The organism is Polaribacter marinaquae (assembly GCF_038019025.1).
Lineage (GTDB): Bacteria > Bacteroidota > Bacteroidia > Flavobacteriales > Flavobacteriaceae > Polaribacter > Polaribacter marinaquae.
In genome coordinates, this window is record NZ_CP150496.1 from 1,830,764 (window position 1) to 1,843,495 (window position 12,732).

Consider the following 12,732-nt stretch of genomic DNA (forward strand, 5'->3'; position numbering starts at 1 on the left):
TTTAATTATTACTGTTAGGTGTAGAATCTTTATCTGTTTCTGATGTAGAAAAGATTTCTGTATTGTTTGTAATAATTACACCTAAAGTATTTATTGTTGCTGCTATTTTAAGTTCTACAGAGTCATTAACTCCTATTGTAAGAGAACTTAAATCCCAAATACCAGTTGTTGGGTTGTAGGTTGTATTTGTTGCAATTACAGAACTTGCTGCATTGTATGTTAAACCTGCTGGAAGTAAATCTCTTACCTGAACATTTGTTGCAGGTTGAGGTCCCGAGTTAGTTAACACCAATGTAAATATTACTGTTTCACCAATCTTTAAAATTGGTTTATCAACCTTTTTTGTTATGTTTAAATCTATAGCACAAGCTAAACTTACATTTGCATCTTTAACATCGTTTGTAGAAGCTTGAGTAAAACCTGTTGCTCCTTGGCCACTAACAATAGGACTTCCGCTTGCATCTACATTAGCCCCTAAATTTTGTGAACTTCCACCAACACTACCACCTGTTAAAGTTGATAATTTATCTAAAGTTAATGTTGCTGCACCTTCAATTGCATCTGGACATCCGTCATTGTCGCTATCTGTATCGAATTTATCAGGAATACCATCATTATCGGTATCTATTAACTTACAGCCTTCAAAGATAAAGTCTATACCATCTCCTGCTGTAAAGTCTACAGCTCCTGTACTATTAAATTGTACAATATTAAATGTATATGAACTTACAACACCATTTATACTTATAGATCCTGCCCCCTCACCACCAGCACAATCAGGAGCTCCTTGGCCATTATCAGTTCCAGCATCAGCTCTTCTAAACGTTTTACCATTATTTACCATTTCAAAGCCATTAAAGGTACTTAACAATCTAGCAGTATTATCTGCTTGAAGTGTCCACTCAGAAGTATTAAGATCATTTCCATTAGTACCCCCAACACCGGCCCAATGCATTTTTGGGTTTTCTATTTTTACAGGATTACCGGCTGTATCTATATACTCTACAATAAAATTAGTGTTTAATACTGCTGGTTGAGCAGGTTGAAAACCTACTAAAACTTGAAGTCCGTCTTCACCTTGCAGTGGTCCATAATCTGAATCAAAATTAGCACATGTAGGATCGAAAGGACCATTTTGAGGAAAACCAGCTGCATCCCAATAAGTTGTGAAATTTTCCATAGTTACACGAACTTTTAAATCAGCTGACATAGAAGATTCCCAAACCCCATTACCTAGATCTGTCCATATTCCTGTTTTTCCACAATTTCCAATTTCATCCGCGTCTAAAATACCATCATTATCATCATCTATATCAACATTATCTGGCACACCATCATTATCATTATCATTGCATGCTACTACAGCTGCGTTTACATAATAAGGATTTAATGAACCATAAGAAGCACCCGAGACTCTACCTTGAGCATCTGAAGTAGGTGTTCCACTACCGTAAAACCCATCATTATCAATATCTGCTTTATCTATAGAACCAAAATATGCTTCATTGGCATCTGTACAACCATCATTGTCAGAGTCAAAATCTAAGTAATTAGGAATACCATCGTTATCTGAATCTGTAGCTTTACACGCAAATAATATAAATTCAATTCCGTCTCCACCAGCACCAGCAGGACCTAATTGTGTAAAATTAACGGTAAAAGTAGATACCAATCCATCAATTTCTACTGTACCTGCGGCAGTACCATCAATATCATTTTGAGAACTCTCTGCACTATATGTTGCAGATTGTTGTAAAGTTGCTCCGTCATCCTTTACGCTAGTAGATGTTGCTAAGAAGTCATCTGTACCTGCCAACTTCCTCCAGGTTAAACCATTTAAAAGATTTATTACTGCACTATTTTGCGTTGTTCCTTCAGAACCTCCAACTCTATCAAAATTTATAGTCGGATTTTTAACATATACCGGATCGCCATTAGTATCAACGTATGTAACTGTCATTACGGAGTTCCAATTAAAAACACCTTGTAAAGAAGCATCTCCTGCCAAATCTTGATCCCAAGCTGTTAAATTATTAAAAGCCCCTGTTGTAAAGTTATCTGTAGCAGTATTATTTGTAACCACAACGTTTGCTATAACTCCATTACCAAAATTATAAGATGCAGTTTGCCCAGACATTGCCCAAACACCAGATTGCGTTAAAGTACAACTACCTTCTGCAGTGTTTAAAATACCATCATTATCTGAATCTAAATCGTCTTTATCTGCAATACCATCATTATCTATATCGTCTTCTTTATCATAAGAGATAACATTTACATTATCAATGGCTAAATCTCCTGTAAAATTAGTACCTACAATACCCTCGAAATTAGGACCTACAATACCCTCGAACCTAATTGTAACATTTTGACCTGCATATGCACTTAAATCTATAATTTTTAACCTCCAAACATCACCTTGATTCCCGCTAATTGAATACACATTTGTAAAAGCACCTCCGTTTGCACTTACTAGTACATTTAAGGTACCAATGGTACTACCAAACAAGTGATGATTAAATGACATTTGAGGGCTAGCTCTTTCTGTAAAATCAAAAGTTTTCTGAAACCACGCTCTTTCACCAACTGCTCTAGGAAAACTTGTTTCTATATACATATAAAAACTACCTGCAGAACCAGTTGTTGGACCAGTAGCATTTGTTAGTGTTAAACCAGATAAGTTAGTCCAATCGAAATCATCTCCTGTAACATTTTCCCATCCATCTAAACTATTTTCAAAACTATCTTGCGCATATGTCTTTTGAACCACAATTAAAGTAAACATAAATACAATTGTAGCAACTGACTTAAAACTCTTTAAGTGCAAAAATATATTTGAAAATATTTCAAATATTTTAAATAAATATTTGAAATATTTTCAAATATATTTTTTCATAATCATATAGTATAATTATATAAACGCTTTAAACCGTAATTGTTAATATCAATTACAGGCTTTAATATATATATAGAAATGTATTTTAGTGTAAAAAAAATATACTCTGAAAACCTTAAAACCAAAGCACAAGAATAATTACTCTTCTTAAAAAAGGGAAGTGATGTAAGGAGTAGTTTTGATTTCATACGCTATATAGGGTTAAAAAGTACAATCTTTACAAATTTAATAAAACTTTACAACACTTGTTAATAAATGTTAATGTTTTATCACAGACAAAAATAATTAATATGGTCTTGATAAGATAAATCTATCGATAAAATACAATTTAAGACCGATGAAGTGCAATATTTACTAGTTTCCTGAATTTGGAAAAGAGTCTAAATCCTTTTGTTCTGTCTTAAAAACTTCTGTTTTATTTATTATTAAAACATTTAAATCTGTAACTTTTGCTCTGATTTTTAAAACAATTGAATTGTTTTGTAATAAATCTAAAGCAGAAACATCCCAAATTCCAGTAATGGAATTATAAGTTGTATTTACAGGTATTTCTGAATCTAAGGCTACATATTCTAAACCAGATGGTAATAAATCTTTGACTTGAATACCTGTAGCTGTATCTGGACCTTTGTTACTTAGAGTAAGCGTAAAAGTTACAATATCATTTAATTTTACAACTGATTTGTCAACTGTTTTATTTAAAGATAAATCTATTTTTTTAGAAACTAACGTAAAACTTTCTATTAAATCATCCGTAGAGTCGTTACTATCTACTTGATCTTGTGTATTAGAAACTACATTAGAAAAAACACCTTCTTCTGGCTTATTAGGTACTTTAGATACAAATTTTAAAGTAAACAATTCTCCAGCTTCCATAGTACCAATTGTCCAATCTGGACTTACCCAAGTACCTTGACTTGGAGTAACACTAATTAAATCTAGCTGTGTTGGAAAAATATCTCGAATCACTAAATTAGTTACAGGAAACAAACCAAAACTTTGAACCGTAACGGTAAAATTTACCTCGTCTCCGTCTGTTAAATCACCTGAAATATCGGAAGTTTTTTTCACTACAATATCCGGATCACAATTAAAAACGTCTACAGTTTTAGAAGAATAAGAACAGGTACCTTCTGTAACAACTAAATAATATTCTCCAATACTATCTGGTGTATAGACTGCAGATGTTGCACCCGCAATTATATTTCCGTTTTTATACCATTGGTAAGCATCAAAATTTTTAGTACTCTCTTCTAAATTTCCTGCCGGAAAACAACCACCACCAGTAATTTCAACTCCCACAACTGGCACTGTATCAAACCCAGAAAAATAACCTGCTAAACCTGCATTAGCCCCTAAACTCATAAAAGTACCAACAGCTATTGGACCAGAAGAAGTAACATCTATTTCACCTGACAAACCGTTTACATAAAAAGTTTTCCAATCTGAAGTTCCTGCAGGAAAAACAGGTGTTGGTAAAGGTACTAAAACACCATTTTCTCTAACTTTTATATTTGTGTTTGGTGTTAATGCAGATGCTATAATTGTAATTGCAGACTCATTTGTAAGTGACCCTGCAATTCTATCAATATCAGATATTTCATCCATTAAATTTGGAAGTAAACAATTAACAGGTGCAATAAAATTCATACCAATTGTTTGAATTTTATTTCCTGTAGCACCCTGTAAACATTGATAAGCATATGCCTCTCTAGATGTTGTAACAAACATACTTGCCCCAGCACTTGTAGAAGAGTAATTACTACCCGGAATCTCTAAATATTCGCCATCATTTATTGTTCCTATTAAATTTCCGCCAGCAAATACTTGTGTATTATTTTGTGTTGCAACAATTATAGGAAACTCTGTTTCATTTGCACCATTTCCTCTAACAAAAACATATTCTCTACCAAGATTTTCTACTGCTACAGGTTGATCTATACCAACATCTCTACTTTGGCTTCCGGTTCTTACACCTACGTTTAGTCCACCATTACTTATAACTATTGGTTTTGTTGCTTCAATCTTAGCACCTAACCAACCGTCTACATTAGAAGCACTTTGGTTCTTTACAGCTTCTAATACAAAAGACTGCCCTTTATTAAGACTTATGGTTTGAGAAGTACCTGTAATACCTCCTGCATTTGTTCCTTTTCTAAATCTAACACCACTATCATACCCCGAAACTGTTACAACTGTACCGTCTTCTGTAGCCATCATACCAAGGGTTGTAGACAATTTTCTATTATTATTATCTTCTGCTCTGTTTGGTATTCCTCCCCATCTAAACTCTGTTCCTTTAGCTTTTGAACCTTTTGAAGTTAAAGAACCAGCTTGTGCACCAGATCTTCCTCTATAATTTACATAAAATTTTTGCCCGCCAGGAGCAATAATTCTTAAACCTGCAGTTGATAAAACTTCTCCGGTATTTGCATTTGTTACTAAAGTTATATTATTATCTCCGTTACCTAAACCGTTAGAATTATCAAATATTTTACCAGAACCCTTAACTAAACCTGTAAGAGTTAACAATGGTGTTGTACTATTACCTCTATAAATTTCTATAGGAAAAGGTGTCGTTTCTGGAGTTGAAAAATATACCGCTTGCTGCTGTATACCTGCGTTATTAAAAACTTGTTTTAAAGGTGGTAAATAATGCTCACTATCTAATTGAGCATAATTATTTGACACAGAAAATAATACAATTATAAATGTAAAAAATAATTTTATTGAAGTAAACTTTAACAAAGGCACTTTTAAACTCAAACTAGTTTTTTAAATGATGATTCTAATTACATAAAGTTCAAATTTATGCATTTTTATTTACATAGGTCGGTAGCTTTTACATTCCTCGCTCTTTCTTTATTCGGTCGTAAGCTTCTTGTATCCTTTGAAATTTTTCATTTGCACCTTTTAAATGCTCTTCGCCCAAGTCTTGTAATTTATCTGGATGGTATTTTTTAACCATTTTTCTGTATGCCTTTTTAACCTCGGCGTCTGTTACAGATTTCGAAATTTCTAAAATCTTGTATGCATTATCAGACTCATCATAAAACATTGCTTTTATAGAAATATAATCTTTATCATTAATATATAAATAACCTGCAATTTTTCTAATTTCTTCTACTTCGCTCTCAGTAACAAAACCATCTGCTTTCGCAATACCAAATAAGAAATGTATTAATTGCAATCTAGATGCATGAGGCATGTGTTGCCTAATTTGAATACAGACTTGGCGTGCAGAAATATCTTTTTTAACAATACCGTTAAACAACTTAAAAGCACTATTTGCTCTTTGTTTACCATACATGTTTACAAACTGATTTCTTACAAAATCTAGTTCTTTCTCGTCTATTTTACCATCAGATTTTATTACAATAGACGCTAAAACAAGTAAACTCATTTCAAAATCTCCAGACTGTGTATTATTACCGCCTCTTGATTTACCAGAATTTCTTTGCCTTTCGTAATCTATTCTTTCTTGCTTTAAATCATCTTCAGAAAAACCATCTACAAAACTACCTATTGCAAAACCAATTGCAGCACCTATTGGCCCTCCAAAAGTAAATCCTAAACCTGCACCTAACCATTTTGTAAAATTTCCCATATTCTTTTTTTGTATGTTTTCAAAGATATGAAAACTACATTTTTTAAGACAAAAATTAGTGCATCAATTTTATTGATATATGCATTGAAACATCAATATCTATAAAGTTGAATTTTACTGAACTAATACTTATCTTTGTACTTTAAAATAAACAATTATGTATCCAGAAGAATTAGTAAAACCAATGCGTGATGAGTTAATTAACGCTGGTTTTGAAGCATTATATACAAGTGAAGACGTTGAAAACGCAATGTCTAAAGAAGGTACAACTTTAGTAATGGTTAACTCTGTTTGTGGTTGTGCTGCTGGTACTGCAAGACCAGGTGCAATTGCATCTTTAGGAGCAGATAAAACACCAACAAACTTAACAACTGTTTTTGCAGGTGTAGAGAAAGAATCTACACAAAAAGCACGTGAGTTTATGGTTCCTTTTCCTCCTTCTTCACCAGCAATTGCCTTATTTAAAGATGGTAATTTAGTACATATGTTAGAAAGACACCATATAGAAGGTAGATCTGCACAAATGATTGCTCAAAATTTAGCGCAAGCATACGAAGAGTTTTGTTAAGCAACTTATATTAAAGAATTCAAAAATCCATTCTAATTAAGAATGGATTTTTTATTTTTACTAAAATTATTAAAATGGCATTTACAACATATACTAAACAAGAGCTTACAAAAAAGCTAAAGACTCAAAAAAAAATGTTTGCAATAAAGTGTGTTGTAATTGTTTTAATGATTTTCTTTTCAATATTTTCTACTATAGAAAACGGTATGTCTTTTCATACATTTTTACCATTATTTTTTATACCGATGAGCATCTATATGTTTATAGAAATGAAAAAAATAAAAACAGAATTAGTTTCTAGAAAGTAAAAAATGAATCAAGAAAAAATTATTACAGCAACAATTGCATTTGTAAAAGAAGAATTAAAAAATGCTGAAGGTGGGCACGATTGGTTTCATATAGAACGTGTTTTTAAAAATGCAATATTAATTTCTAAAGAAGAAAATGTAGATGTTTTTGTTGTTTCTTTGGCTGCTTTATTACACGATATTGCAGATCCAAAATTTCATAACGGAGACGAAACAATAGGGCCCATAGTTGCAAACGATTTTCTTAAAAAACAAAACGTTGAACCTACAATCATTAAACACGTTGTAGATATTATAAATAACATTTCTTTTAAAAACTCTTTCGAAAATACTAAAGCCAATTTTAATTCTAAAGAATTAGATGTTGTTCAAGATGCAGATAGATTAGACGCAATTGGTGCCATTGGTATTGCAAGATGTTTTAATTATGGTGGTTTTAAAAATAGAGCGCTTTACGACCCAGAAATTATTCCTAATTTAAATATGACAAAAGAGGAATATAAAAACTCTAGCGCACCAACCATCAATCATTTTTATGAAAAACTTTTACTTCTAAAAGATAAAATGAATACTACGTCTGGAAAAAAGATTGCTGCAGAAAGACATCTTTTTATGAAAACTTTTCTAAAACAATTTTATGAAGAGTGGAATGGCGTTAAATAATTAAAAATTATAATTTAGACAAAATCAATAATCAGAATTTATAATTATTAACACCTTAAAATGGTTTGTAAAGCAGTTTTTATTTTATCAAACCCAATTACAAAACCCAACTCAAATAAAGCTTTTAAAATCCTTAATTTTAATTATTTTGATGAAATCGGATAAAAATCAAAAGTTCTAAACTAATTTTTTCTCTATTGAACTAAATTTAACATTTCACTTCTATACTTTGAAGCAGATTTACCCGTAAATTCTTTAAACAATTTATTAAAGTGAGAAAAATTGTTAAAACCACACTCATAACAAATATCTGTAATACTCATATTACTTTCTGATAATAATTTTGTTGCATGCACAACTCTATATTCATTTACCAACTTAGTAAATGTTTTAGAGGTTGTTTTTTTAAAGAATCTACAAAACGCCGGAACCGTCATACTTACTAAGCCCGCAATTTCATCTAAACTTATATGTTGATTAAAGTTCTCGTTAATATGTTTAAATATAATATCAATCTTACTGCTGTCTTGCGGCTGTGTTTCAAAAGCAAAACCATCTGCATTTAAAATGGTGTAATCATCTGTTAAAGCCAATTCTTTTAAAATATGCAAAAAAGAAATAATTCTACTTGCTCCTTCTAAATCTGCTAACTCTTCTATTTTAGCACCAATTCTCTTTTTAATTTCAATATTAAAACGGATTCCTTTTTTTGCACGCTCAAATAATTGATCAATGGCAATCATTTCTGGAATCTTAAAAAATTCTGCTCCTAAGAAATCTGGCTTAAACTGTATTAAGGTTTCAGAACCATTTGTAGTTAATCGATCTGTAAAACCTAAATGTGGCAAATTAGAACCAATAAGTACTAATTGACTATTATTAAAATAACTTATATGGTTACCAATATGTCTTTTACCTTTTCCTTTATTAACGTATACAATTTCTATTTCTGGATGAAAATGCCAAAATGCTTTATTCTCCTTTAAAAACTGTACGTGTTTTTTAACCAACAAAGAACTACCAAAACTTGGCGTAATTTTTTCTAAAGTAGGTTTTGTTTTCATTTAAATAATTTAAGCTACAAAATTACAACACTTAAATGTAATAAAATATATAAAATTAACTTTATTGTATACTAAATTAACCTACAACGAAATAGTCGGTATTTATGATGATAATTTAGCATATATATTAATCAATTTTGATGTTTTTGGGGTTGTAAAACCGCCATACATTTGTAGTGTTAATAATCATTAAATGAAAAACAATGAAAACAACAATTAAAAAGTACTTAGTAGTAGTAGTTATGATGTTAGGAACATTAATGAACTACGCAAACGTAAATAGTAACTCTATAGACGTTGTAAAAGGAAAGAGAGTAAGATTAGAGTATAGAACTGTAAAAAAGGGACATACTTTATCTATAAAGAACGAAAACGGAACAGTAATTTATACTCAGGTAATTAAAAATACAGGTTCATTTTCTCAGATATTTGATTTATCTAAATTAGAAAAAGGAAATTACACTACAGAATTAGAAAAAGATTTCGAAATAATAGTAAAATACTTTACTGTAAACGATGGTGAAATTTCTTTTAACGACGAAAAAACAATCTTTAAACCAGTAATTAGAGCAGAAGACGACACAGTTTATGTATCTAAAATTACATTCGACAAAGAGCCAGTAAAAGTAGAGTTATACTACGAAAACGAAATTATTTTTTCTGAAACTGTTACAAATACAGAAGATGTATTAAGTAGAGTTTATAAAGTATCAAAAGAAATAAAAGGAGACTACAAAGTGGTTATAAAAAGTGATAATAGATCTTACGAACAAGATTTTAATCTATAAAAATTTAGTTAATTGTTTCATCAGATTACTGCTATAATTTGATGCAAAAAGCGAACCTTAATTGGTTCGCTTTTTTTATGCTGTTTTTTAAAATTATTTTCCTGGAAAATTTGCTTTTCTTTTTTCTAAAAATGCAGTAGTACCTTCTTTAAAATCTTCTGTGCCAAAACAGTTACCAAAAGCTTCTATTTCTGTATTAAAACCATTTACACCATCTTTATAATTAGCATTTACAGCACTTATTGCTGCACTTATTGCAACAGATGAATTTCTTAAAATTTTAGATGCCAATTTTTCTGCTAAAGGCATTAATTCTTCTTGGGTAGTTACATAATTAACCAAACCATTTTGCTTTGCTTCTTCTGCAGATATCATACCGGCTGTCATAATCATTTCCATAGCTTTACCTTTACCAACCAATTGCGGTAAACGTTGTGTACCACCATAACCTGGTATTACACCTAAAGAAACTTCTGGTAATCCCATTTTAGCATTATCAGAAGCAATTCTAAAATGACACGCCATTGCCAATTCTAAACCACCACCAAGCGCAAAACCATTTACAACAGCAATTACAGGTGTTGCCAAATTTTCTACAAAATCGAATAACATTTCTTGTCCTGCTTTTGCCAAACTACCACCTTCTTCAATAGAAAAGTCAGAAAATTCAGAAATATCTGCTCCGGCAACAAATGCTTTATCTCCGCTACCAGTTACTAGAATTGTTTTTACATTTGTATCGTTATCTAAACTTTTAAAAGCAAGATGTAACTCTTCTATAGTTGCTTTGTTTAAGGCATTTAATTTTTTTGGTCTATTAATAATTACTTTGGCTAAAGCCGCTGATTTTTCAACTAATATATTATCAAAATTCATGTAATGTATATTTATTATTAAATTGTAATTCGTCTTTATTTTTTTGGCAAGGTTACGGTAAATACAGTTCCTTCACCTTCAGTAGAAGTAAAAGATATTTTACCATCGTATGCTTCTATAATATTTTTAATCATTGCTAAACCTAATCCCATTCCGCTAGATTTTGTGGTAAATTTTGGTTCGAAAATTAAATCTTTTACATCATTAGAAATTCCTTTTCCGTTATCAGAAACAACAATTTTTATTTTATTCTGATGCTCTAAAACCTCGACTTGTATTAACGGATTTTCTTCATTCTCTGTAGCTTGTATAGCATTTTTAACCAAATTAGTTACAATTCTAATTAACTGGGTTTTATCTAAAAAAGCAAATAATTCTTTGTTTTCTGGAAGATATTTTATCGATTTTTCATTAAATATATCTAAAGCCAACTTAACAACACTAATTACTTCTATTTCTTCTTTTTTCTGAGTTGGCATTTTTGCAAAGTCAGAAAATGCAGATGCAATAGAACTCATAACATCTATTTGCTGAATTAAAGTTTGACTATATTCTGCTAATTTTTCTTTAATATTTTCGTCTTCTGGATTAAATTTTCTCTCGAAACTTTGTACCGATAAACGCATTGGTGTTAACGGGTTTTTTATTTCGTGAGCCACTTGTTTTGCCATTTCTCTCCAGGCTTGTTCTCTCTCGCTTCTTGCTAATTTTGCTGCACTTTCTTCTAGTTGATCAATCATATTATTATACGCAGCAACCAAAACTTCAATTTCTGAGCTTGCTTTGTTTAATATAATTTTCTCGTTTCTTTCATTCAAACGTGTTTGCTGCATTTTGTCTGAAATTGTTTTAATAGAACGTGTTATATAACTAGATAAAAAATAAGCTAAAGATATTGCTACTAAAAACATTAGTGCGTACACCAAACTTAACCTGTAAATAAATTCTTTTAATTCGTGTTCTATTTCTGAATTGTCTTGAGTAAATTGTAATTCTAAAATACCAATTCTTTTAAATTTTGGATCTGTGATATAAGAATATGATGTTTGATATCCTGTACCATCAATTTGTTTGTTTTTAAAAATTCTATGATTCGAATTTTGAGCCAATTCGGTTACAATAAAATCTGTTAAAGGCGTATTATCTATCTTTTCGAAAGCGTTACCAAAAGAGGTTTTTAGCATCTTACCTTCTAAGTCATAAATAGTAATGTTTAATTTATTTATAGATGAAATTTCGTAAATTCTATTCTGAAAAATTTTTGGAAGATTTTCTGTTTTTACAGCATACGTAGTTTTATTTGTAAGCTCTAATTCTATGGTTTTTTTGGCAATGGCTTCTTTACGCTCAAACCTTTGTATATTATAGTCTTTTGTTTGCTCGTCGTATTGATAAACAGTAACCACAAGAATTAATACTGATGCCAGCAGTACCAACAAAATCATCGATAAGAAAATACGTATTCTTAAAGATATGTTTTTAAATAAACTCAAATTATTCAGTTTTAATTTCTTTCGTTTTCATTGTTAAAAAATCATCTGCAACACCATCGTTATCCCAATCATATTTGCTTTCTCCCATAAACCCTTCTTCTGTTTTTGTGATTTTGTAACTTACCTTCATCTCTTTATTATTATAAAAAAAAGAAACCTGCAAAGAATCTCCAACCACATTCCATGTACCATCGGTTTCTAATATTTTCTGATTAGAATTGGTTAAAAACCAAGCTGTAAAAGTACCATCTAAATTGTATTTAGATTGGGCTACTTGTATAGGATTATTATCAAATTTATCTTCAAAAACATTTAAAGAATCTGTATTTTCAAAAGTTGGCATTTCTATTTTTAAATAATTAGTTTCCCAACTTTTTGCCATATATTTTTCTAAGGATTCTTCTTGTTTACAGGCACCAAAAAGCATTCCAAAAATCAATATAAAGAAGAAATAATTTGTTTTCATTTG

11 protein-coding genes are annotated in these 12,732 nt (G+C 30.6%); 4 read left to right on the plus strand and 7 right to left on the minus strand.

The features are described from left to right. Position 1 precedes the first annotated feature (1 nt). The 3 genes from WG950_RS08245 to WG950_RS08255 all read right to left on the minus strand — a co-directional run bounded on the left by WG950_RS08245 (position 2) and on the right by WG950_RS08255 (position 6,503). A complete protein-coding gene (locus WG950_RS08245; RefSeq protein ID WP_340931578.1) occupies positions 2-2,785 on the minus strand; it encodes a hypothetical protein in 2,784 nt (927 codons plus the stop codon). Positions 2,786-3,250: 465 nt separating this feature from the next. Then, positions 3,251-5,662 (minus strand): DUF11 domain-containing protein, encoded by a 2,412-nt coding sequence (locus WG950_RS08250; protein ID WP_340931580.1) that lies wholly within the window; start codon positions 5,660-5,662, stop codon positions 3,251-3,253. Positions 5,663-5,738: 76 nt separating this feature from the next. After that, on the minus strand, positions 5,739-6,503 hold the full coding sequence (locus tag WG950_RS08255) for a TerB family tellurite resistance protein (protein ID WP_077810843.1): 765 nt from the start codon (positions 6,501-6,503) through the stop codon (positions 5,739-5,741). Between the two features lie 157 nt (positions 6,504-6,660). Here WG950_RS08255 and WG950_RS08260 point away from each other — a divergent pair, with 157 nt between their 5' ends. The 3 genes from WG950_RS08260 to WG950_RS08270 all read left to right on the plus strand — a co-directional run bounded on the left by WG950_RS08260 (position 6,661) and on the right by WG950_RS08270 (position 8,042). Continuing rightward, positions 6,661-7,071, plus strand: coding sequence for a BrxA/BrxB family bacilliredoxin (locus tag WG950_RS08260; RefSeq protein WP_077810842.1), 411 nt, complete (start codon positions 6,661-6,663; stop codon positions 7,069-7,071). A 74-nt stretch (positions 7,072-7,145) separates the two neighbouring features. Next, the gene (locus tag WG950_RS08265; RefSeq protein ID WP_340931582.1) at positions 7,146-7,379 is read left to right on the plus strand and encodes a hypothetical protein; all 234 of its coding nucleotides are present in this window, start codon (positions 7,146-7,148) and stop codon (positions 7,377-7,379) included. A 3-nt stretch (positions 7,380-7,382) separates the two neighbouring features. Continuing rightward, entirely contained in the window at positions 7,383-8,042 is a 660-nt protein-coding gene (locus tag WG950_RS08270) for an HD domain-containing protein (RefSeq protein ID WP_340931584.1), read from the plus strand. 194 nt (positions 8,043-8,236) lie between these two features. On the opposite strand, the gene WG950_RS08275 is transcribed toward WG950_RS08270, so the two are convergent. Next, the gene (locus WG950_RS08275; RefSeq protein WP_079737935.1) at positions 8,237-9,106 is read right to left on the minus strand and encodes an AraC family transcriptional regulator; all 870 of its coding nucleotides are present in this window, start codon (positions 9,104-9,106) and stop codon (positions 8,237-8,239) included. Positions 9,107-9,309: 203 nt separating this feature from the next. Between WG950_RS08275 and WG950_RS08280 the strand changes: the two genes are divergently transcribed. Continuing rightward, the gene (locus tag WG950_RS08280; protein WP_340931586.1) at positions 9,310-9,894 is read left to right on the plus strand and encodes a DUF3244 domain-containing protein; all 585 of its coding nucleotides are present in this window, start codon (positions 9,310-9,312) and stop codon (positions 9,892-9,894) included. A gap of 93 nt (positions 9,895-9,987) precedes the next feature. On the opposite strand, the gene WG950_RS08285 is transcribed toward WG950_RS08280, so the two are convergent. Genes WG950_RS08285 through WG950_RS08295 form a run of 3 tightly spaced genes read right to left on the minus strand, consistent with a single transcriptional unit; the run spans position 9,988 to position 12,729 of the window. Continuing rightward, positions 9,988-10,770, minus strand: coding sequence for an enoyl-CoA hydratase-related protein (locus WG950_RS08285; RefSeq protein WP_340931588.1), 783 nt, complete (start codon positions 10,768-10,770; stop codon positions 9,988-9,990). A gap of 35 nt (positions 10,771-10,805) precedes the next feature. Next, positions 10,806-12,215, minus strand: a complete 1,410-nt coding sequence (locus WG950_RS08290) for a sensor histidine kinase (protein ID WP_077810836.1) — start codon at positions 12,213-12,215, stop codon at positions 10,806-10,808. A 49-nt stretch (positions 12,216-12,264) separates the two neighbouring features. After that, entirely contained in the window at positions 12,265-12,729 is a 465-nt protein-coding gene (locus tag WG950_RS08295; protein ID WP_079737931.1) for a hypothetical protein, read from the minus strand. Positions 12,730-12,732: the final 3 nt, after the last annotated feature.

Excerpts from the sequence above, each read along its gene's own strand:
- WG950_RS08245 (WP_340931578.1), bottom strand. The coding sequence starts at position 2,785 with ATGTTTACTTTAATTGTGGTTCAAAAGACATATGCGCAAGATAGTTTT.
- WG950_RS08255 (WP_077810843.1), bottom strand. The coding sequence starts at position 6,503 with ATGGGAAATTTTACAAAATGGTTAGGTGCAGGTTTAGGATTTACTTTT.
- WG950_RS08260 (WP_077810842.1), top strand. The coding sequence starts at position 6,661 with ATGTATCCAGAAGAATTAGTAAAACCAATGCGTGATGAGTTAATTAAC.
- WG950_RS08265 (WP_340931582.1), top strand. The coding sequence starts at position 7,146 with ATGGCATTTACAACATATACTAAACAAGAGCTTACAAAAAAGCTAAAG.
- WG950_RS08270 (WP_340931584.1), top strand. The coding sequence starts at position 7,383 with ATGAATCAAGAAAAAATTATTACAGCAACAATTGCATTTGTAAAAGAA.
- WG950_RS08275 (WP_079737935.1), bottom strand. The coding sequence starts at position 9,106 with ATGAAAACAAAACCTACTTTAGAAAAAATTACGCCAAGTTTTGGTAGT.
- WG950_RS08280 (WP_340931586.1), top strand. The coding sequence starts at position 9,310 with ATGAAAACAACAATTAAAAAGTACTTAGTAGTAGTAGTTATGATGTTA.
- WG950_RS08285 (WP_340931588.1), bottom strand. The coding sequence starts at position 10,770 with ATGAATTTTGATAATATATTAGTTGAAAAATCAGCGGCTTTAGCCAAA.
- WG950_RS08290 (WP_077810836.1), bottom strand. The coding sequence starts at position 12,215 with ATGATTTTGTTGGTACTGCTGGCATCAGTATTAATTCTTGTGGTTACT.
- WG950_RS08295 (WP_079737931.1), bottom strand. The coding sequence starts at position 12,729 with ATGAAAACAAATTATTTCTTCTTTATATTGATTTTTGGAATGCTTTTT.